The 21,330-nt window shown below is 64.4% G+C and carries 20 protein-coding genes; 10 read left to right on the top strand and 10 right to left on the bottom strand.

Annotated features, from left to right (window positions below; all coding sequences use genetic code 11):
• Nucleotides 1-48: 48 nt before the first annotated feature.
• The 4 genes from ffh (at nt 49) to FFS37_RS07735 (ending at nt 2,966) form a co-directional block, all read left to right on the top strand.
• Nucleotides 49-1,641 (top strand): signal recognition particle protein, encoded by a 1,593-nt coding sequence (gene ffh, locus FFS37_RS07750; RefSeq protein WP_137930345.1) that lies wholly within the window; start codon nt 49-51, stop codon nt 1,639-1,641.
• 8 nt (nt 1,642-1,649) lie between these two features.
• Nucleotides 1,650-1,976 (top strand): chorismate mutase, encoded by a 327-nt coding sequence (locus tag FFS37_RS07745; protein WP_019862096.1) that lies wholly within the window; start codon nt 1,650-1,652, stop codon nt 1,974-1,976.
• A gap of 49 nt (nt 1,977-2,025) precedes the next feature.
• Nucleotides 2,026-2,424, top strand: a complete 399-nt coding sequence (gene rpsP, locus FFS37_RS07740; RefSeq protein ID WP_137930344.1) for a 30S ribosomal protein S16 — start codon at nt 2,026-2,028, stop codon at nt 2,422-2,424.
• A 143-nt stretch (nt 2,425-2,567) separates the two neighbouring features.
• Nucleotides 2,568-2,966, top strand: a complete 399-nt coding sequence (locus FFS37_RS07735; RefSeq protein ID WP_137930343.1) for a hypothetical protein — start codon at nt 2,568-2,570, stop codon at nt 2,964-2,966.
• A gap of 185 nt (nt 2,967-3,151) precedes the next feature.
• Here FFS37_RS07735 and FFS37_RS07730 read toward each other — a convergent pair whose 3' ends face one another.
• From FFS37_RS07730 to FFS37_RS07715, 4 genes are all read right to left on the bottom strand, one after another.
• Nucleotides 3,152-3,412 (bottom strand): glycine zipper domain-containing protein, encoded by a 261-nt coding sequence (locus tag FFS37_RS07730; protein WP_137930342.1) that lies wholly within the window; start codon nt 3,410-3,412, stop codon nt 3,152-3,154.
• Between the two features lie 118 nt (nt 3,413-3,530).
• On the bottom strand, nt 3,531-4,058 hold the full coding sequence (locus FFS37_RS07725) for an SRPBCC family protein (protein WP_137930341.1): 528 nt from the start codon (nt 4,056-4,058) through the stop codon (nt 3,531-3,533).
• A 122-nt stretch (nt 4,059-4,180) separates the two neighbouring features.
• Nucleotides 4,181-4,591 (bottom strand): DoxX family protein, encoded by a 411-nt coding sequence (locus tag FFS37_RS07720; RefSeq protein WP_137930340.1) that lies wholly within the window; start codon nt 4,589-4,591, stop codon nt 4,181-4,183.
• Between the two features lie 135 nt (nt 4,592-4,726).
• Nucleotides 4,727-5,632 carry a bestrophin family protein gene (locus FFS37_RS07715; RefSeq protein ID WP_137930339.1) on the bottom strand — a complete coding sequence of 302 codons (906 nt, stop codon included), beginning with the start codon at nt 5,630-5,632 and terminating at the stop codon, nt 4,727-4,729.
• A 184-nt stretch (nt 5,633-5,816) separates the two neighbouring features.
• Here FFS37_RS07715 and FFS37_RS07710 point away from each other — a divergent pair, with 184 nt between their 5' ends.
• Complete coding sequence (locus FFS37_RS07710) at nt 5,817-6,221, top strand: ACT domain-containing protein (protein WP_137930338.1); 405 nt, start codon at nt 5,817-5,819, stop codon at nt 6,219-6,221.
• 194 nt (nt 6,222-6,415) lie between these two features.
• Here FFS37_RS07710 and FFS37_RS07705 read toward each other — a convergent pair whose 3' ends face one another.
• Nucleotides 6,416-7,450 carry an aspartate-semialdehyde dehydrogenase gene (locus FFS37_RS07705; protein ID WP_137930337.1) on the bottom strand — a complete coding sequence of 345 codons (1,035 nt, stop codon included), beginning with the start codon at nt 7,448-7,450 and terminating at the stop codon, nt 6,416-6,418.
• A gap of 589 nt (nt 7,451-8,039) precedes the next feature.
• Between FFS37_RS07705 and FFS37_RS07695 the strand changes: the two genes are divergently transcribed.
• On the top strand, nt 8,040-9,908 hold the full coding sequence (locus tag FFS37_RS07695) for a DEAD/DEAH box helicase (protein WP_137930335.1): 1,869 nt from the start codon (nt 8,040-8,042) through the stop codon (nt 9,906-9,908).
• 69 nt (nt 9,909-9,977) lie between these two features.
• Here FFS37_RS07695 and FFS37_RS07690 read toward each other — a convergent pair whose 3' ends face one another.
• Nucleotides 9,978-10,532, bottom strand: coding sequence for a DUF3291 domain-containing protein (locus FFS37_RS07690; RefSeq protein ID WP_137930334.1), 555 nt, complete (start codon nt 10,530-10,532; stop codon nt 9,978-9,980).
• A 96-nt stretch (nt 10,533-10,628) separates the two neighbouring features.
• Nucleotides 10,629-12,047, bottom strand: a complete 1,419-nt coding sequence (locus FFS37_RS07685; RefSeq protein ID WP_137930333.1) for a glycosyltransferase — start codon at nt 12,045-12,047, stop codon at nt 10,629-10,631.
• Nucleotides 12,048-12,185: 138 nt separating this feature from the next.
• On the opposite strand from FFS37_RS07685, the gene FFS37_RS07680 reads away from it, so the two are divergent.
• From FFS37_RS07680 to FFS37_RS07670, 3 genes are all read left to right on the top strand, one after another.
• Nucleotides 12,186-12,896 carry a DUF805 domain-containing protein gene (locus tag FFS37_RS07680; RefSeq protein WP_137930332.1) on the top strand — a complete coding sequence of 237 codons (711 nt, stop codon included), beginning with the start codon at nt 12,186-12,188 and terminating at the stop codon, nt 12,894-12,896.
• A gap of 155 nt (nt 12,897-13,051) precedes the next feature.
• The gene (locus FFS37_RS07675) at nt 13,052-13,480 is read left to right on the top strand and encodes an SRPBCC family protein (RefSeq protein WP_137930331.1); all 429 of its coding nucleotides are present in this window, start codon (nt 13,052-13,054) and stop codon (nt 13,478-13,480) included.
• The gene (locus FFS37_RS07670) at nt 13,473-13,928 is read left to right on the top strand and encodes a MarR family winged helix-turn-helix transcriptional regulator (RefSeq protein WP_137930330.1); all 456 of its coding nucleotides are present in this window, start codon (nt 13,473-13,475) and stop codon (nt 13,926-13,928) included. Before FFS37_RS07675 ends, FFS37_RS07670 begins: the two co-directional genes overlap by 8 nt.
• 10 nt (nt 13,929-13,938) lie before the next feature.
• Here FFS37_RS07670 and leuB read toward each other — a convergent pair whose 3' ends face one another.
• The 3 genes from leuB to FFS37_RS07655 form a co-directional block, all read right to left on the bottom strand.
• Complete coding sequence (gene leuB / locus FFS37_RS07665; protein ID WP_137930329.1) at nt 13,939-15,042, bottom strand: 3-isopropylmalate dehydrogenase; 1,104 nt, start codon at nt 15,040-15,042, stop codon at nt 13,939-13,941.
• Nucleotides 15,043-15,128: 86 nt separating this feature from the next.
• Nucleotides 15,129-15,479, bottom strand: a complete 351-nt coding sequence (locus tag FFS37_RS07660; protein WP_137930328.1) for a VOC family protein — start codon at nt 15,477-15,479, stop codon at nt 15,129-15,131.
• 8 nt (nt 15,480-15,487) lie between these two features.
• On the bottom strand, nt 15,488-15,880 hold the full coding sequence (locus FFS37_RS07655) for a RidA family protein (RefSeq protein ID WP_137930327.1): 393 nt from the start codon (nt 15,878-15,880) through the stop codon (nt 15,488-15,490).
• 281 nt (nt 15,881-16,161) lie between these two features.
• Here FFS37_RS07655 and FFS37_RS36130 point away from each other — a divergent pair, with 281 nt between their 5' ends.
• On the top strand, nt 16,162-21,255 hold the full coding sequence (locus FFS37_RS36130) for a tetratricopeptide repeat protein (RefSeq protein WP_232375600.1): 5,094 nt from the start codon (nt 16,162-16,164) through the stop codon (nt 21,253-21,255).
• Nucleotides 21,256-21,330 lie beyond the last annotated feature (75 nt).

Here is a 21,330-nt window from a genome sequence, read left to right as displayed (position 1 = left end):
ACGCATTACCTCTCGGATCGAACCCGAACCGAGATCGAAGGACGATAGATGTTTGAATCGCTGCAGGAGCGCCTTGGCTCCATCCTGAACGGCCTCACCGGCCGCGGCGCGCTGTCGGAGGCTGATGTCTCGGCGGCGTTGCGCGAGGTGCGCCGTGCGCTGCTCGAGGCCGACGTGGCGCTGGAAGTGGTGCGGTCCTTCACCGACAAGGTGCGCGAGAAGGCTGTTGGCGCCGCCGTCCTGAAGTCGATCAAGCCCGGCCAGATGGTCGTCAAGATCGTCCATGACGAGCTGGTTGACATGCTGGGCGCCGAAGGCGTCGCCATCGACCTCAACGCGCCGGCGCCTGTCGTCGTCATGATGGTCGGCCTGCAGGGCTCCGGCAAGACGACGACCTCTGCCAAGATCGCCAAGCGGCTGACCGAGCGCCAGAACAAGAAGGTCCTGATGGCCTCGCTCGACACGCGGCGTCCCGCCGCGCAGGAGCAGTTGCGCCAGCTCGGCGAGCAGACCAAGGTCGCGACGCTGCCGATCATCGCTGGCCAGAGCCCGGTCGATATCGCCAAGCGCGCCGTCCAGGCGGCCAAGCTGGGCGGCCATGACGTCGTCATCCTCGACACCGCCGGCCGCACCCATATCGACGAGCCGCTGATGGTCGAGATGGCCGACATCAAGAAGGTGTCGAGCCCGCACGAAATCCTGCTGGTCGCGGATTCGCTGACCGGCCAGGACGCCGTCAATCTGGCGAAAAGCTTCGACGAGCGCGTCGGCATCACCGGCCTTGTGCTGACCCGCATGGACGGCGACGGCCGTGGCGGTGCCGCGCTTTCGATGCGCGCCGTCACCGGCAAGCCGATCAAGCTGATCGGCACCGGCGAAAAGATGGACGGGCTGGAAGAATTCCACCCCAAGCGCATCGCCGACCGCATCCTGGGCATGGGCGACATCGTCTCGCTGGTCGAGAAGGCCGCCGAGAACATCGACGCCGAGCAGGCGGCGGCGATGGCCAAGAAGATGCAGTCGGGCAAGTTCGACCTGAACGATCTCGCCCAGCAGCTTCAGCAGATGTCGAAAATGGGCGGCATGGGCGGCATCATGGGCATGATGCCCGGCATGGGCAAGATGAAGGACCAGATGGCCGCCGCCGGCCTCGACGACAAGATGTTCGGTCGCCAGCTCGCCATCATCTCCTCGATGACCAAGGCCGAGCGCGCCAACCCCGACATGCTCAAGCATTCGCGCAAGAAGCGCATTGCAGCCGGCTCCGGCACCGACGCCGCCGAGATCAACAAGCTCCTGAAGATGCATCGCGGCATGGCCGACATGATGAAGGCGATGGGCGGCAAGGGCAAAGGCGGCGGCCTCATGCGCGGCATGATGGGCGGCCTCGCCTCGAAGATGGGCCTCGGCGGCATGATGCCGGGTGGCATGGGCGGCATGCCTGATCTCTCGAAGATGGACCCCAAGCAGCTGGAAGCCCTGCAGAAGCAGGCGCAGGCCGCGGGTCTGGGCGGCATGAAGGGCTTGCCCGGCGGGCTTCCCGGCGGCGGCGGACTGCCGGGCCTGCCCGGCGGCATGAAACTTCCGGGGCTTCCCGGCCTGGGCGGCGGCGGACTGCCCGGCCTTGGCAAGAAGAAGTGAGAAAACGCATGAACGAAGAAAAGGACATGGCCGACGCCCGCACCATCCTGGCCGGCTACCGCGCTTCGATCGACAACATCGACGCAGCCCTCATCCACATGCTGGCCGAGCGCTTCCGCTGCACCAAGGCTGTGGGCGTGCTGAAGGCCGAGCATGGCCTGCCGCCTGCCGATCCGGCGCGCGAGCAGCAGCAGATCGCCCGTCTGCGCCAGCTGGCCAAGGACGCGCATCTCGACCCCGATTTCGCGGAGAAGTTCCTGAACTTCGTCGTCCGCGAAGTGATCCGCCACCACGAACAGATCGCCGCTGCAAACGGCGTGACGAAAACCGGTTGAGACCCAACCGAGATCAATCAACGGAATCAGAGCTTTTAGGAGAAAAAGAATGGCACTGAAGATCAGACTGGCCCGTGCGGGCTCGAAGAAGCGTCCCTACTACCACGTCGTCGTCGCCGACGCCCGTTCGCCCCGCGACGGCCGCTTCATCGAGGCGCTCGGTTCCTGGAACCCGCTGCTGCCGAAGGACGGCGAGCGCGTCAAGGTCGACGCCGACCGCGTCAAGCATTGGCTGTCGCACGGCGCCCAGCCGACCGACCGCGTGCTGCGCTTCCTCGACGAGGCCGGCCTTGCCAAGCGCGACGCCCGCTCCAACCCGAAGAAGGCCGAGCCGGGCAAGAAGGCGCAGGAACGCGCCGCGCTTCTGAAGAAGGCGCAGGACGACGCAGCAGCAGCCGTTGCGGCCGCTGCCGCGGCCCCGGCCGAGGAAGCCGCCTCCGCCGAGTAAATATTGCTTCATCGCACCGACGAAACGGCGGGCCTGTGCCCGCCGTTTTGCTGTTCAGCCTATCTCGCCCCGGCATCGCCTGCGCCCCACTTGACGAAGCACCCCGACGTTGATTTTCTGCCGGCCTCAGAGAGGTGTGAGTCTTGAAATCAGTTCTGGTTCTGGCCATCGCGGCCATCGCGGCGCTAACCCTTGCCATGCCGGCCCAGGCGGCCGGGTTCGACAACATCGTCGTTTCAGCGACGAAGGGGGGCGAGCCCCAAAACGAATTCCCCGCGGACACACCGGTCATCTATTTGTCGGCGGACCTGGTGGACATCCCCGCCACGTCGACGATCACATTCTCCTGGATTTCGATCGATTCTCATGGCGCTGCGCCAGCCAACTATACGATCGACAAGGTTGACCTCCCTGTCGGAGAGAACACCGAGGCGGATACGCAACTCAGCAAGCCCACGGCGGGGTGGCCGGTTGGCACCTATCGTGTCGATCTGGCCATCGACGGAACGGTTGTGGACTCGGCGCCCTTCAGCATTCCATGATTTGGCCTGATGTAGCGCGGTTCCGCGCGGGCAGGTCCCGGACGATCACACCTCGCTGAGGCGGGGACAAGTCGGGTGGCGATGCGAAATGCCTGCCGGAGCCGGCGGGCAAGCTCCTCTAGACTAGCGCCCGGCACAGAAAAACGGCGGGCACAGGCCCGCCGTTTTTTTCTCCCGTCCGCCGGTCAGTAGCCGCTCGGACAGCGATCGATGTAGACGCGGCCATGGCGACGGTAGCGGCATTCGCCAGGTTCGTTCGCGCGGCCGATCAACGCCCCGGCGATAGCGCCGACCGCGCCGCCGACCACGGCTCCCTGGACGGGATCTCCGGCAACTGCGGCGCCGATCGCGGCACCGCCGAGTCCGCCGACAGCCGCGCCTTTTTCGGTCTGCGAGCACGCGCCCAGAGCCGTCGCCAGCACCAGAATGGTCATGATTTTCTTCATTGTCGTTCCTCTCACACAAGGCATGGCCGTTTCGCCGCCTCGTGCTTAACTCCCGAACGGCTGATTTGATCCCGATCGACGACAATAGAAATGGAAGCTGACGAATGGTCCGTGGCGATCATGCCTCGGTGAGGCGCTTCAGATTGGCGAGCCCGGCCTCGAAATCCCTGCCGATCAGCGTGTCGAAATTCATGAACAGGCCCATCAGCTTGGCAATGAAGGGCCGGCTGCCACGCATTGCCCAGGAGACGGCGGTGCCGTCGCCCGACGGCGTCAAGGTGAAGTCGACGCTGTTGTTGGCCCGGAACGGCTTTTCGAAGTCGAGCTTGAGCGCCACCAGCGAGGACGGCACCGATTTGACGATCTCCATGCGCCCCTTGCCGGCCTTGCCGTTGCCTTCCCAGGAATAGGCGGCGCCCTGGCCGCTTTCGGAACCCGACAGCGTGCGCCGCATGCCGGGATCGAGTTTCTCGTATGGCGACCATTCCGGCCACCGCCTGAAATCGTTGATCAGCGGAAAAATGGCTTCCGGCCGGGCCTTGATGGTGGCCGTGCGCGTGGTGACGAAATCATTTGGCCGCGTCGCGGCATAGATGAGGACCGCCGCGACGATGACGAGCAGGATGATGAGGATGGTGCTGAACATGTTTCTCTCCCTCGTGCCTAGAGCAATTCCAGCAAAAGTGCGAAGCGGTTTTGCGTCCGGAAATTGCTTGAAAAACAAAAAGATAGAGCATTGCCGGCGATTCCGTTTTCGCCGGTAACGCTCTATCGGCTGAACGGGATCAGGGCGCGCAGCCTGGGATCGCGCAGATAGAGGCCGCCCCACAGGATGATGCCGAGATAGACGCCGAACAGCGTGTGCGAAAACAGCGGATTGCCGATCCGCGCATTGGTGGCGATGGCGCCGCCCATGTAGGCGGTGAGCAGGATGGCGCCGAGCACCGAACTGCGCGGCAGCGCATAGAGTGCCGTCGCGATCAGGCCGATGACGCCCAGCATGCGCGCCACGCCGGGATCTGCGGGCCAGCCGAGCGGCACCATGGTCTGGGTCACCACGTCGAGCGGCGGCAGCTTGATGGCGCCGTCGAAGATCATGAACAGCACGATGAGACCGCTGAGCACGCGGCCGGTCCACAGGGCGCCCGAAGAAATGGGCGCGGTTTCGGAAATACTCATTGTTGTCCCTCCAGATGGTTCGCCCCTTCATCGGGGGTCAGACCAAGGACGTGCGGTGAAGCGGAAATCCTACAGGACAGGGTTCTTTTAGGGCAAAAATCGTTGGCTGGGACAGCGCTGTCCGATCCTGCGCTCTTACGAAAAATAGAACTTCTCCGCCGGCAGCATTTTCGGCGGCGTCTCGCCCAGCGCCTCGAACACCGAGATTTCGCAGACGCGGCACAAGCCATCGAGCGCAAGGTCGTTGGCCTCGGTGCCGAACGGATCCTCGAGCTCTTCCGAGAGCGCGTCGAGGCCGAAGAACGTATAGGCGATCAGCGCCGTGAACAGCGGCGTTGCCCAGCCGGTGGTCGAGATCAGCCCGATCGGCAGCAGCAGGCAAACGATATAGGCCGTGCGATGCACCAGAAGCGTGTAGGCGAAAGGCAGCGGCGTGCCGGCGATCCGCTCGCAGCCCGCCTGGATGGCGGTGATGGCCGCCAGCCTTTCATCCAGGATGCGGAAGCCGATCGGGTCGACATCGCCGGTCCGGCGCCGCGCATTGGCGCGGCGGCCCATGCGCCTGACCATTTCATCGGCCGGGTTGGCGAAGCCTGCCGCCGTATCCGCCTCGGTGGCGATGAACGCGCTGGCGTCCTTTCTGCTGTCGATCTTGCGCAACTGTCCGCGCAGGAAATGGCAGAAGGCAAGCGCCTCCATGAGCAAAGCGCGCTGTTCGCCCCGATCGTCGATGAGGCTCGTCGTGGCGCGCGCCAGGTTGCGGATTTCGAAGACCAGCGCCCCCCACAGCTTGCGCGCCTCCCACCAGCGGTCGTAGGCGGCATTGTTGCGGAACGAGAGATAGATCGACAGCGTCACCCCCACCAGGCCGAACGGCGTGATGTTGAAGACGCCGAGATCGAGCTGGAACCAGCGCGCCAGGGCAAGGATCACGGCCGAATAGATGGCGAAGCCGAAGATCTGCGGCAGGATGCGCGGCACCACGGAGCCGCGCATGATGAAGAACAGCTGCAGGAATGTGGGGCGCGGACGGACGATCATCGAAGGCCTTTCAGGGACCGGCGCCGGCCCTCAGTTCCTCTATTGTGCGACGCGGCGTGTCCGCAAGCCCGGTCGCCAGCGACATCGTCATGTCGTTCGCGCGGCCTGCACACTATCGGCGGCCGCCCGGGACGGATATTGAAAGGTCTGCGGGCCGTGGCCCATCCTTGTTCAGGCGGGAAAAATGGCCGGCGAGACCGATCTCAAAACATTGCTGGCGTCGATGACGCCGGAACTGCTCGACGGCACCTACGTCTTCGCCACGCTGGCCTCAGGCGTTCCGCAGCCGGAGGACCTCGACCCGGTGATGGTGTTCCGCGAGCGCGAGGGCCTGACGCTGATCGTGACCGAGGAGCAGGCCGGCGCCGCGGGACTGACCGCCTCTTTCCGCTGCCGGATGATCACGCTGAACATCCATTCGTCGCTGGAGGCAGTCGGCTTCCTTGCCGCCATCACCACGCGGCTGGCCACCGCCGGCATGGGCGTCAATCCGGTCTCGGCCTTCTACCACGACCACCTGTTCGTACCGGCCGACCGAGCGGAGGAAGCGATGGGGTTGCTGATGGAATTGGCGAAAGAGAGCCGGTGACAACACTGGCTTTTTGAGACGCTGGCGCCGCCCCTCATCCGCCCTTCGGGTACCTTCTCCCCGTGAACGGGGAGAAGGAAACTCCAACGGCCGAAGGCCGAGCCCGCGACTGCGGGCCGCCGGTCGTCCGGCGCCCCCGCGGAGGGCCCGCCGCGGCAGCGGCGATACGGCCCGTGAGCGAAAACAAACAGCCCTCAGGCCGCCTTCTTCTTCGGCTGGATCAGGCCGCGCTCGATAAGCAGCTCGGCGATCTGTACGGCGTTCAGCGCTGCGCCCTTGCGCAGATTGTCGGAGACGACCCACATCGACAAACCGTTGTCGACGGTCGAATCCTCGCGGATGCGCGAGATGAAGGTCGCGTCCTCGCCGGCCGATTCGAGCGGCGTGATGTAGCCGCCGTCCTCGCGCTTGTCCAAGACCTGGCAGCCGGGGGCGTCACGCAGGATATCGCGCGCCTCATCGGCGGTGATCGGCTTCTCGAACTCGATGTTGACCGCTTCCGAATGGCCGATGAAGACAGGCACGCGCACGCAGGTCGCCGTCAGCTTGATCTTGGGGTCGAGCATCTTCTTGGTCTCGGCGACCATCTTCCACTCTTCCTTGGTGAAGCCGTCGTCGAGGAAGACGTCGATATGCGGGATGACGTTGAAGGCGATGCGCTTGGTGAACTTCTTGACGTCGACGCTGTCGGCGACGAACACCGCGCGGGTCTGCGTGAACAGCTCGTCCATGCCTTCCTTGCCGGCGCCCGACACCGACTGGTAGGTGGCGACGACGACGCGCTTAATGGTGGCGACGTCGTGCAGCGGCTTCAGCGCCACGACAAGCTGCGCCGTCGAGCAGTTCGGGTTGGCGATGATGTTCTTGCGCGTGAACAGCGAGATCGCGTCCGGGTTCACTTCCGGCACGATGAGCGGCACGTCCTGATCATAGCGGAAGGCCGAGGAATTATCGATGACGACGCAGCCCTGCTTGCCGATCTTGGGCGACCATTCCTTGGAAACGTTGCCGCCGGCCGACATGACGCAGATGTCGGTGTCGGAAAAATCATACTGGTCGAGTGCCCTGACCTTCAGCGTGCGGTCGCCGAAGGACACTTCGGTGCCCTGGCTGCGTCGCGAGGCGAGCGCCACCACTTCGCTGACCGGGAAGCCGCGTTCTTCCAGAATGTTGAGCATTTCGCGGCCCACATTGCCCGTGGCGCCGACTACCGCAACCTTGAAACTCATAAGATCTCCTGTCCCTCTCCGCTTGGTTGTTGGAGAAAACCCGCCGGCCGATGCGGGTTCCGTCCCCCGGGCCGAACCCGGGAGAGGGTGGTTAGGCCAAGGGAATCACACCGTTTTGGTGGTGGTTTTGGCCATGGTTTTGCTGGAACGGACGGACGCGTCTGAGCGCCCGGCCCAATGGTTCGCATTGAGGCCGGGGGCATCGAATGCAAGAAGAGCCATCAAGAGGCCGCGCATCGAAAAACGATCCCGTTCGAAGCGGGCTTTTACGCGGTTTGCGGCAGGAGTCAATCGGGACGAGGCGCGGCTTTCCTTCTCCCCCTGTGGGAGAAGGTGGATCGGCGCGTTAGCGGCGAGACGGATGAGGGGTGTTCCAGCGGAGTGAGGCGTCGGCGTTCCCTGGAACACCCCTCATCCGTCGCCTTCGGCGACACCTTCTCCCACAAGGGGAGAAGGGAAGGCAGCGCCGCTCGCCCTGTACAAGTGCGGCGGCAGGAAGTACGAACGGCCAAGATTGTTTGGCTGGCGCTGCCGGCCCCGGCCTTGTGCTCCACGATGAGCGCAGAACCCCGAATTCCGAAAGAGAAAAATGTCCAACTTCGAACGTATCGTTCCCGCGCTGGCGAAGGCGCTGGAAAAACGCGGCTATTCCGAACTGACGCCCGTGCAGAAGGCGGTGCTGGAACTCGGCCAGGCCGATGCGCTGGTCTCCGCCCAGACCGGCTCGGGCAAGACTGTCGCCTTCGGCCTTGCCATGGCGCCGACGCTTCTGTCCGGCGCCGAGCGCTTTGACGCCGCTTCGGCACCGCTGGCCCTGGCCGTGGCGCCGACGCGCGAACTCGCGCTCCAGGTAACGCGAGAACTGGAATGGCTCTATGAATTGACCGGCGCCACCGTGGCCTCCTGCGTCGGCGGCATGGACATGCGCACCGAACGGCGCGCGCTGGAACGCGGCGCCCATATCGTCGTCGGCACGCCCGGCCGCCTGCGCGACCACATCACGCGAAATTCGCTCGACATGTCGGCGCTGAGGGCGGTTGTCCTCGACGAAGCCGACGAGATGCTCGATCTCGGTTTTCGCGAGGACCTCGAATTCATCCTCGACGCCGCCCCGGCCGACCGCCGCACGCTGATGTTCTCGGCCACAGTGCCACGTTCCATCGCCACGCTGGCGCAGGGCTATCAGCGCGACGCCGTGCGCATCTCGGCGGCCGGCGAGGAAAAACAGCATCTCGACATCGAATACCGGGCGCTCAGCGTTGCCCAGGCCGACCGCGAGAACGCCATCATCAACGTGCTGCGCTACTACGAAGCCAAGAACGCGCTGGTGTTCTGCAACACGCGCGCCGCCGTCAACCATCTTACCGCGCGCTTCAACAACCGCAATTTTTCGGTCGTGGCGCTGTCGGGCGAACTCAGCCAGAACGAGCGCAGCCACGCGCTGCAGGCGATGCGCGATGGCCGCGCCAAGGTCTGCATCGCCACCGATGTCGCCGCGCGCGGCATCGACCTGCCCAATCTCGACTTGGTGGTGCACGCCGACCTGCCGACCAATCCCGAAACGCTGCTGCACCGCAGCGGCCGCACCGGGCGGGCCGGGCGCAAGGGCGTCAGCGCGCTGATCGTGCCTGGCAGCGCCCGCCGGCGTGCCGAGAGGCTGCTGCAGAGTGCGGGGCTGAAGGCGACCTGGGCAAGCCCGCCTTCGGCCGACGAGGTGATCAAGCGCGACGACGAGCGCATCCTTGCCGATGCCGCCTTCGACGAACCGGTCAAGGATGACGAGCGCGCCTTCATCGAGGCGCTGCTTGCCAAACATGGCGCCGAGCAGGTGGCCGCCGCCTTCGTGCGCCAATGCCGCGCCAGCCGCTCGGCGCCCGAGGATCTGATGGACGTAGCACCTTTCACGCCGTCGCGTGAAAGGCCGGCGGGCGAAAAGTTCGCGCCCCGCGACGAGGCCCCCAGCCGGCGCGACGATTTCGGCGCCAGCGTCTGGTTCTCGCTGTCGGTCGGACGCCGGCAAAATGCCGAGCCGCGCTGGCTGATCCCGATGCTCTGCCGCGCCGGCAGCATTTCCAAGCGCGAGATCGGCGCCATCAAGATGCAGCCGGAAGAGACCTTCGTGCAGATATCGGCCGACTGGGCCGAGCGGTTTTCCGCGGCGATCGGCCCCGACCGCAAATTGCAGGGCAACATCGTGGTGAAGCGGCTGGACGGCACGCCGGACCTGTCGCGAGCCGGCTATCAGCCGCCAAGCCCGGACAAGAAACCGCATCGCGGCAAGGCGCCGTTCGATCCGAACGCGCCGAAGCGCAAATTCGAGAAGCGTGCGCCGGCCGCGGCCGACCAGCGCCCGGCAGCCGCGCATGAGGCAAAGCCTTGGGCGAAGAAGCCGGGCAAGCCGAAATTCGACAATGCCGGTCCGCCAGAGCACAAGAAGACGAAGAAGCGGCCATCGTAGAAAACGGCTGCGGCTTGCTGGCGCAAGCGTTGCGCCAGCTCCAGGGCGGATTGCCGCCTTGGCGTCGGATCAACTTGGTTGCTGCTGCCGCTTTTCATTCAAACGCATATTCTGTTTGACCAATTGGCTGTCGATTGTCGTCGGGCGGCCATCTTCATCGAAACAGGTCTTGAAATCGAAGGCAAAAGAGCTGGCCTTGTGGTCGTGGAGAAATTCGTGTCTGACCACGGCCTCCGCCCAACTGGGTGTATGGTCCCACTCGACCCACCAAAGCACGTAAGGTGGCCATGCCGGCTTGAGAAACCATTCTCGCCCATGCCGCATCGCCTCCATGTGAATTCCGCCGTAGGAGAATGCCATTGGTGACGCCAGGTCCTTCCACAGGGACAGCGTCGATGGCGTCCAGCCGTCCCCCTGCTCGAGGTAAAAGCGCGGAAAAACCTGCGTGCCCCAGCTTTCCGGACCGGGTTCTTCCTCATAGCCCGACCTGGCGATGAATCCCTCGCTCGTTTCGGCAATCAGAAAATTGCGATCGTTGCGGTCATGAAAGCCTTGGTTCACGGCATCGCTGGCTGGCGCACGGAATATGCCGAACGTGTACAGGGCAAGTCTTTTGCTCTTCATTCTGCCTCCGCCAGACAACCCTGTTCCACTTGGTTTTTCCTCATTGTCCCAGGCCAGTAACGGGTCCAAACCGATCGGCCGGGTGGTCCAATTCGGTCAAGCATGTGAGGCCGACGCCTGCAGCCCCGCCTTGATGGCGGCCCAGCTTGCGGAAGCCGGCGTCGGCCGGTGCTGTCTGGCGATGCGCTCGGCCAGCGAGTGGCGCCAGTCATGGTCTTCCGCCATCCTGCGGATAGCGGCATACCAGCCCGCCTGGTCGTTGGAATCGATCGCCGGCATCAGCCCGCCGGTCGCCTCGATCAGCGACGGCGAGGTCGAAACGATGACCGGGACGCCGAAATCGAGGCATTCCGAGGCGCCATAGCCCCAGCCCTCTATATGCGAGGGAAAGACCCCGAATGTGGCGCTGCGATAATAGCGGATGAGCTGTTCGTCGCTGACCAGGCCGGCGAAGGTGACCTGGTCCAGCACCTCGGGGTGCTCCTTCAGGAAGGCGCGCAGCGGCTCGATCATCCAGCCCCAGCGCCCGGCGCACACCAGCCTCGGCAGCTTCACCCCTTCCTCGCGCGCCTGCTGCCAGATCTTGGCCAGGAGGATGTGGTTCTTGCGCACCTCGATGGTCGAGCAGTAGATCACGAACGGTTCGTCACTCTCGATGCGCGAGGTCGTCCCCATGCGCGAAGCCGTCTCGTGCAGGATGGAGGGCATCGGAAACCGGTGGACGACAGGCGCGGCGATACCCGCCTTGCGCATGTGATCCGTCAGCGTCGCGCCGACCTCGTCGGAGGCGCAGAAGGCGGGCGCGCCCGAGCGCACGAGGTGCTCGAGATAGGACCCGAAGCGCCCTTCACTGGTACCCGCGCCAAGCAGATCCGGGCGCAATGCCGGGATGATATCGTGGCAGAGGAAGGCAAGCTTGCCGGCGCGACCGGAGACGGCGGACCGATCTTCCTGAGTCTGGATATGATGGCTGATCAGCACCAGACCCTGTCCAGTCTCCACCGGCTGGCGCACGGCGTCCTCGCGCAGGCCAAGCTTGATCCCTGCCCGCTGGTACAGGCGATAGGCGCGGATCAGCAGCCGCGTTGCCTCGTATGTGACCCCCTTGCGGCCGTTGGTCACCGTCTTGGCGAGATGACGGTCGGTGTCACGCTTGCCCCATGGCCCCTGCCGCACCGCCTCGAGCGCCTGCGCCAGCGCCGCGCGTGTCCCCGGCCACCGTTTGACGCGGTGCGGTGGAATCTCGCCCGCCGCGACATGGTCCTGCTCATAAGGGGCAAGCCGTTCGAACCGGCCTTCTCCCGGCCTGAACGCGACGACTTCCACGTTTGGGTCGGGATCCGCGAGGGCCGCGTTGACCAGAAAGCTTTCCACGCGGGGGATACCGGCCAGACCCTTGCGCGGCGGCCAGAACATCAGGCCTGTGGCGTCGATGGCCAGGATAGGGGATTTCAGCTTCGACGGCGGCCCTCCGCTCCCTGGCACGGCGTTGGGATGGAGGGGTTCAGGTTTCATTGTCCCGTTCTGGCGAGGATGGATGCACTCGGTGAGCCTTATGCTTGATTTGTCGGCGACATGGTAGCCCGCAGGCCTTGCCCGCCGACTTGTGCCTGTGCCACATCTGGCCGGACGCGGCGACAAAGGGGGCGGGTGATGCGCGGCGAAGTGCTCCACTATGACGAGGATCAGGGTTTCGGCTTCATCACCGGAGCCGACGGCAACCGCTACACCTTCACCCGCGAGAACCTGCGCCGCCCGACCCCGATGCCCAACGGGACAACGGTCGAATTCCAGGCCGGTGGCGGCCAGGCGCGCGATGTCTTTCCCACCGCCGCCCAGCCCACGGGCCCGGCCGTCGATGCCGGCACAGGCGCGCCTTCGGCCCAGGCCGTCTCCAGGCCCCTGGCCGCGGCAGCGCAGGCACAGCATTTCGGGCGGTCGGCCGAACCGGGCGAGCCCACCGATCTCTGGGGCTATTTCTGGCGCGGCCTCACGCAAAACTACTTCAACTTCGCCGGCCGCGCGCGCCGCAAGGAATATTGGGGCTATTGCCTGTTCTGGGTGGTCTGCCTGCTGATCGTCGGCGGCATCGGCATTTTCACCGATGTCGCGCTCGGCAATTTCGACTCCGACGTCTCGGCGGCGGTCACGGTGGGCCTCTGCGGCACCTTCCTGCTGGCGACATTCCTGCCCGGCCTCGGCATGACCGTGCGCCGGCTGCATGACATCGGCCTGTCTGGCTGGCTCTATCTGGTGATCTTCATCCCCACGTTCGGCAGCCTGATCATCCTGGTCTTCGCGCTGATGCCGACGCAGGCACGCGAGAACCAGTGGGGCCCGGTACCGGCGGGCGTCCGCCTATAGCGGTTCCGGCAGCACACTGTCTAAAGCTGCATGAAAACAAAGGGTTGGCGCCATACAGGCGCTATGGTGAGATTAGCTTGCAATTTGATCCGCACACAGATAATCTGCGCACAGATCAAATCGGTCGATCGACCAGGATAAATGGAACCCAGACAATGTGGACGAATGAATACACCGCGATTTCCTCCCTTCCCGTGGCGGCCATCTGGAACGCGTTGAAGGCGTTGCATGAAGGTCGCCTCGCCTATGAAGGATCGGACACCTTCGTTCTGCACGGCCCGTTCGCCAAGGGCACCCGTGTCTCGGTGACGCCGGTCGGGCAGGACACGTTCGAATCTGTTATCGTCGATCTCGTCGAAAACGTCACCTACGCCGACGAGACCTCGTTCGGTGACACGAGACTGTTGTTCCGGCATGCGCTGTTGCCGGTCGAGGGCGGCACGCAGGTGACCCACAGGCTGGAAATATCAGGGCCCTCGGCCGCCGAGGTCGGACCGGAACTCGGACCGCAGATCAGCGGCGATTTCGACGTCTCGATGGCCAAACTGTTCGAACAGGCGGAGGCGTTGGCGAAAAATGGCTGACGGGCAGGATCTGAACACGCGCTTCAGCGGACCTTCGGAGAGCCCCGGCTTGCTGCTCTGGCGAACCACCATGCGCTGGCAGCGTGTCATGACGGCGGCGCTGGCACCCCTCGACCTGACCCATGTCCAGTTCGTGCTGCTGGCCTCGGCGATGTGGCTCGGCCGCAATGGCGAGCCGCCGAACCAGGTGCAGCTCGCCGCCCAGGCCGGCACCGAGGTGAAGATGACGTCCGATGTCGTTGCCCGGCTCGAGGCGAAGGGATTGATCGCGCGGGAGACCGATCCCAGGGACTCCCGCGCCAAGGTGATCCGCGTCACCCCAGCCGGAGCGGCGGTGGCGCAGCGCGCCATCGTCGCCGTCGAGACCGCCGACGCGGCTTTCTTCGGGCCGGTGGACGAGGCGCAACTCGTCGGGCTGCTGCAACAGCTTGCCGGCGAGATACGCTGAGGCCGAGCCGCTAAGCCAGGAACTTGGCGATGATCGCGTCGCCCATGGCGACCGTGCCGACCTCGGTCATCCCGGCCGAGAAGATATCCTTGGTGCGCAGGCCGTCGTCGAGCACGGCGGCGATCGCAGCCTCGAGCTTGTCGGCCTCGGCGACCATGCCGAAGGAATAGCGCAGGCACATGGCGAAGGAGGCGATCATGGCGATCGGGTTGGCGATGCCCTTGCCGGCGATGTCGGGCGCCGAACCGTGCACCGGCTCGTAGAGCGCCTTGCGCTTCTTGGTCTTGGCATCGGGCGCGCCGAGCGAGGCCGAAGGCAGCATGCCGATCGACCCGGTCAGCATGGCGGCGATGTCGGACAGCATGTCGCCGAACAGATTGTCGGTGACGATGACGTCGAACTGCTTGGGCCAGCGCACCAGCTGCATGCCGCCGGCATCCGCCAGCATGTGGTCGAGCTTGACGTCGGAATAGCGTGCCTTCTGGGTCTGGGTGACGACCTCGTTCCACAGCACACCCGACTTCATGACGTTGCGCTTTTCCATCGAGGTGACGTGGTTCTTGCGCGTGCGCGCCAATTCGAAGGCGACGCCCGAAATGCGCTCGATCTCGAACGTGTCGTAGACCTGCGTGTCGATGCCGCGCTTCTGGCCGTTGCCGAGATCGATGATCTGCTTGGGCTCGCCGAAATAGACGCCGCCCGTCAGTTCGCGCACGATGAGGATGTCGAGGCCTTCGACCACTTCCTGCTTCAGCGAGGAGGACGCCGCCAGCGCCGGGTAGCAGATGGCGGGCCTGAGATTGGCGAACAGCTCCATGTCCTTGCGCAGGCGCAGCAGGCCGGCCTCGGGGCGCACCTCGTAAGGCACCGCATCCCATTTCGGCCCGCCGACGGCGCCGAACAGCACGGCGTCCGCGGCAACAGCCTTTTCCATGTCGGCATCGGAGATCGCCGCGCCATGCGCGTCGTAGGCCGAGCCGCCGACCAGACCCTCGTCGGTGACGAAGCCGCTGCCGAGCTTTTCGTTCAAGGCCGCGATCAGCTTCTTGACCTCGGCCATGGCCTCGGGGCCGATGCCGTCGCCGGGGAGCAGGAAAAGATGCTTCGTTGCCATGAAAGAACCGTCCCAGAAAGAGTGTGAACCGCGGCCTTGCTAAACGCCAAGCGCCCGGCGCGCAAGCCTGCAAGCCACTTCCACGGTCACTGGTGCGAGAGAATGTTGACCAGCCGGCCGAAGGGATCGCGTACATAGAAGCGCCGCACGCCCCACGGCTCGTCCGCCGGCCCGTATTCGATGGCGAAGCCGGCGGCCTTCATACCTTGGAGCGCGGCCTCGACATCGTCGACCTCGATCGACAGGTCCGGCACCGGCGTGCCCGAGCCGCCTTGCGCCATGAAGCTGATCTGCACCTGCATCTGTTCTTCGGAACCGCAGGTGACGATCCAGCCCTGATCCATCAGCACGTCAAGGCCAAGCACGTCGTGATAGAAGCGTCTCGCCGCCGCCGCATCCCGCGTCTCGACATTGGCTACGATGCGCCGGACTTTCACGGCCTTCCTCAACGTCCCGTGGCCGTGCGCCGCAGCGCCGTCACCTCGATCTCGATCTTCATCTCCGGCTTGTTGAGCTGGCAGACGATCATCGTCGCCGCCGGCCTGATGTCGCCGAAGGTCTCGCCCAGGATCGGGAAGACGATATCGGCGAAGGCCTGGTCGGTGATGTAGTAATGCGCCCGCACCACGTCGGCCATGTCGAAGCCGCCATCGGCAAGCGCCTTGCCGATCGTCGCCAGGCAGTTGCGCGTCTGCGCCTCGACGGTTTCGGGCATCGTCATGGTGGCATAGTCGTAGCCCGTCGTGCCGGAGACGAAGCACCAGTCGCCCTGGACGACTGCCCGCGAGTAGCCGGCGGTCTTTTCGAACGGCGAGCCGGTGGAGATGAGTTTGCGCATGGGTGTCCTCCGTGATCGTCGCGTCCATGTTGCAGGCAAGACCTGATTTGGCCATGGGCCAAAACGAATGAATCGGCGATGCAATATCGCTCTCGGCTGGCCGGCCCTCCGTTCGTTCGTCGTTCGGAAAACCAGGCAATCGACCTTCACTCCGCAGTCCTCATCCATTTGCCGGGAAACCGGCCGACTAATCTCCGTTGCAATTTTTACTTGCATTTGGGAACAAAAGGAGAACTATAAGTATACGCGAAAGCGATAGCAGTAGCTCCGGGGGGAGAACCATGTCACGTCGCACTGACGCACTCGAACGCGTATTTGATACGGCGCTTTTGCGCACGCCGCTGGTTGTGATGGCGGCGATAATGATGCTTGGGGCTCTGCCCGCTCCGTCATCAGCCGTTACGCGCGACTATGCGCTTTGCTTCGGCGACGAAAAAGACGCGAGCGAAGACAGCGGGCCTGTCTATCAGAAGGAAGCGAGCGTCGACAATGACGCGACCGACCGGCGCATCGCCGCCTGCACGGTGATTGCACAAGACGCGACCGAAGCGCTGCGTCTACGTGTCAAAGCCTATTTCTACCGAGCCACCGCCCGGGACGAGAAGCAGGACTGGGACGGTGCGATCGCCGACTATGGCGAGGCGATCGCACTCGATCCCAATCAGGTTGCCGCTTATTTCAACCGTGGCGCCGACTGGTACAACAAGGGCGACGACGACCGTGCGATCGCCGACTTCAACGTCGCTATAAGCCTGGAGCCGTCGGCGAGCGACGCCTATGCCAGCCGCGGCGCGGCCTTCCTGCGCAAAGGCAAGATCGACGCGGCTATTTTGGATTACCAGCAGGCGATCGAGGCAGACGCGCAAAGCGGCAAAGGCCATACAGGGCTCGGACAGGCTTGGGGCAGGAAAGGCGAGCGGGACAAAGCGATCGCCGAATATGACGTGGCTATCCGGCTTGACCCGATGGACATGATTGCCCTCGTCAATCGCGGCGTGGCCCGCGCCGCCAAGGGTGAATTCGATCCGGCCATCGCCGATTACGACGCCGCCATAAGCATCGACCCCAAGAGTGCCAAAACCTATGCCAACCGCAGCGCCGCCTGGTTTGGCAAGGATGATTGGGTACGCGCGATCGCCGACGCCAGCAAGGCGATCCAACTCGATCCGGAGATCGTTGACGGCTATTACTTTCGCGGCATCGCCTGGGCAAGCAAGGGCAATAACGACCTCGCCATGGCCGATTTCGGCAAGGCGATCGCACTCGATGCGAATGATGCTCGGATCTGGTTCGCCCGTTCGCTGACACGAGCGCGCAACCGCGACGTCGCAGGGGCCGCCGCCGACTGCCGCAAGGCCATCACGCTCGACCCGAAAAAGACAGGCGGGTGCGACACCGGGAATGCCGGGGCGGAAGCGGTAAGGCCTGCCGCCGCCGACCTGTCGGCCATCGGAGAAACAAGTGACCAGGAAGCGGCAAGGATCCTGATTGATCGCGCCGGGACGCGGCTGTCGAAATATGGCGTGGAGGGCGCGATTCTCGATTTCGACAAGGCCATCAGCCTCGATCCCGACAACGCCGACGCCTATCTCGGCCGTAGCCGTGCGAAGGTGCTCAAAGGCGATCATGCCGGCGCAGCGGCGGATTGCCGGCGCGCCATCGGGCTTGATCCGGGACGTGCCGAAACCTGCGACGACCAGGTTGCCGGCGGCGGCATGGCAGCGCCGTTGCCCGACACACCGGATCGTCAGCCGCTAACCTTCAACCCGAAGCAACAAGCGGTCGTTTTGAATTTCGAGCCGACGCAGGACCTCGTCGACATGGCGCTGGCAGCGAAAGACCCTCGCGCACTGGAAACCATCCAGGGCGGTGACGCCTGGCTTGGCTTGGGACGATTCGACAATGCTATCAACGCCTACAATGCAGCGATCGCGCTCGATCCCGGCAACCGGTTCGCCTATTTCGGCCTCGGCAACGCGCAGGCGGCCAGCCGCGCTTACGCCAAGGCGATCGCTGCCTATGACAGGGCCATTCAGTTGAAGCCCGATTTTGCCGTGGCCTATGCGCGCCGGGGTCTTGTCAGGATGACCTTGGGCGATGCCGATGGCGCGCTTGGTGACTGCGGCCGGTCGGCCAAGCTCGATCCCAAGCCGAGGGACCCCCACTATTGCAAGGGTGTGGCATGGCACGCCAAGGGCGATGCCGGGCGCGCCATCGCCGCCTACACGACGGCGATCGGGATCGATGCCATGGACGATGTCAGCTATTACGGGCGCGGCATGGCGCGCGCCGACCGGACGGACTATTCCGGCGCCGTTGTCGATTTCGACCAGGCGCTCAAGCTCGACCCCGGCAATCCCGATTATGCCGCCAGCCGTGAGGCGGCCGCGCGAGCGGGAGGACTACCGGGCCCAGCGGTCGCATCCGAACTGGACGGCTCCAGTGTCGCTGACATCATCAGGAATGGTGACCGGCTGAAGGACAAGCACAGGTTCGACCGCGCCGTCGCCGAATATACCCGGGCCATAGAGCTCGACCCCGGCAATGCGCTCGCCTATTACCACCGTGGCAGGGCCCGGGCACAGTCGGGAGACATGGAAGGATCCTGGCAGGACTTCGACAAGGCGGTCGAACTCGACCCCGACAATGCCGAGATGGTCTCCACGCGCGGCGCCGTTCTTGCGCAAAGGGGTGAAACGGAACGTGCCATAGAGAGCTATGGCAAAGCGATCGCCCTGGATCCAGGGGCGGCTTCCAGCCATTCGTCGCGAGGCGATGCCTTCAAAGATATCGGCGAATACGATCGCGCGATCGCCGACTACGACCAGGCGCTCAAGCTCGATCCCGACTACTTCGGCGTGCGCGAGCGGCGCGCGGACGCCGTCGTGGCGAAGGTCGAACAACAGGCCATCCTGCGGGCAAATCCGCATCTGCCGGATGAAACCATGGCCAAGGCCGCGTTCCTTGCCGGCAATGACTGGCTTGCGAAAAATGACAACAACCGCGCCGGCGCGGCATACAGTCTGGCGATCAAGCTCGCGCCCCAGGATGCGACAGGCTACTACGGTCGCGGCAATCTGTGGTTCAGGATGCAGAAATACGATCTGGCCCTGGCGGACTACAACAGGGCCGTACGCTTCGACCCCACCTTGCCCAATGCCTATGTCCGGCGCGGCCTTACCTGGATCAAGAAGGGCAAGTTCGACCTCGCCATCGCCGACTGTGAACAGGCCTTGCGTATCGATTCGAAATGGCGCGACGCGTATTTTTGCCGGGCCCTGACGTTTCAGACGAGAGGCGATTTCGACCAGGCCGTTGTGGACTATGGCCTGGCGATCGACCTCACCCCGGGAGACGCCTCGATGTATGCGTGGAGAGGCAAGGCCTGGGCGGACAAGAAGGACTATGATCGCGCCATCGCTGATTTCGACAAGGCGCTCACTTTGGATCCGGGCGATTCCGAAGCTCGCAACGGACGCGAGACGGCGGTCGCCGCCAGGAACGAGGATGCCACCGCCAGCTCTGCCGGGGCGCGGTCAGCTGCCGGCCAAGACGCGGACCAGGATATCCCGTCAGGCGAAAACCCTGCCGGCTCGCGGCTGGAGGAGGCGATCGACGCCGCCGATCCCCGTGTCCTGGTCGCGGTGAGCAATGGCGACAGCCTCTTGCGCGCGGGCAAGCATGACGAAGCGATCAAGGCCTACGACGAGGCCATCGCGATCGACCCGCAAAGCCCCCTCGCTTATTTCGGGCGCGGCAAGGCTTGGGACGCCAAGCGCGCCTATGCCCGTGCCATCGCCGACTTCGACAAGGCGATCGCGATGATCCCCGATATGGCCGCGCCTTATATTCGCCGAGGCATGGCCAAGGCGATGGCGGGCGGCGCGGAAAGCGGCCTGGCGGATTGCAAGCGGGCTACCGAACTTGATCCGAGGTCGCGCGATGCGTTCTTCTGCCTGGGGGCAACATTGCATGCCACGGGCGACGCCAAGCGAGCGGTGGAGGCCTATTCAATTGCCATAGAGATTGATCCTCGAGATGCCGCCGGCTTCTATGGGCGGGGGATGGCGCGCGCCGACGGCAAGGACTATGAGGGCGCCATCGCCGACTTCGACCTGGCCCTGAAGCTTGATCCCGGCAATGCCAGCTCTGCGGCTGCCCGGCAGGCCACCGTGACCGCGCAGGCTAAGGGCGGTGCCGGATCCGTTGCCGTCGGCTCCGATCCCAAGAACGTCAAGGCGCTCATCGAGCGCGGTACGGCTTTCTACAACAAAGGCAAGTTCGATCGCGCCATAGCCGAGTACAACCGCGCGCTTGCGCTCGAGCCGAAAACGGCTTCAGCCTATCTCTGGCGCGCCATGGCGCTTGTCGAGAAGGGCAAGTATGACGCGGCCATCGACGACTACAACAAGTTGATCGAACTCTACCCCGTATATGTCGATGCCTATTTTGGCCGTGGCGTTGCCTGGACCAAGAAGAACAAGCTGGATCTGGCCATTGCCGATTACACGCGCGGCATCGAGCTCGACCCCGACTACGCGCCCGCCTATTATGGGCGTGGCAGCAACTGGTTCGCGAAGGGCGATTACGACCAGGCGATCGCCGACTTCGACCAGGCGCTCAGGGTCGACCCGAAGCTTGGCCTTGCCCGCGACGCCCGTAAGCTCGCGATTGCCGCGAAGGAGAAAGGCTCTCCTGCCAAGTCGGGCAAGGCCGTCGCGCGCAGAGGCGATGAAGCGACCCGGCCGGGCAACGCTTCGCCTGCCGCGCTTGCGTTCAGCAAAGGCTGGCAGCTGCACAAGCAAGGCGAGTACGAGGGCGCGATAGCTCTCTACGACAAAGCGATCGTGCTTTCTCCGGGATTTCGCGACGCCTTTCTGGCTCGCGCCATGGCTTGGGAGGCCAAACAGGATTACGCCCATGCCATCGCCGATTACAGCCAGGCCATCACGCTCGATCCGACCGATGCCGAGACCTATTATGGCCGAGGTCAGAACCGCGGCTTCCAGGGCGACGACAAGGGGGCGCTCGCTGACTATCAAAAGGTCATCAGTCTCAATCCCAAGCACCCAAAGGTCTATGCCGACCGGGGTCTCCTATGGATGGGCAGACATCAGGATGCCGCTGCCTTGCGCGATTTCGAAATGGCGCTCAGCCTCGACCGCAATAACTCCTTTGCCTATCTTGGTCGGGGTGTGATCCGGACCGGCAGGGCGGACTATGAAGGGGCTATCGCCGACCTTAGCCAGGCCATCAAGCTTCAGCCGAATTTCGCCACCGCCTACAAGGCGCGAAGCGCGGCATGGAAAGCCAAGGGCAACCACAAGCGCGCCGAAGCCGACCGCAAGAAAGCGCTAAGCCTCGAAGCGAAATGAGCTTGCCCGAGGGGAGTGCGCGAACTTTCCACTCGACCGACCCGATGCCGCTTTGCAGTGCTGGGCGGGTGGACA

The organism is Mesorhizobium comanense, from assembly GCF_005503535.1.
Lineage (GTDB): Bacteria > Pseudomonadota > Alphaproteobacteria > Rhizobiales > Rhizobiaceae > Mesorhizobium > Mesorhizobium comanense.
This window is presented reverse-complemented; position numbering and strand designations above follow the sequence as displayed.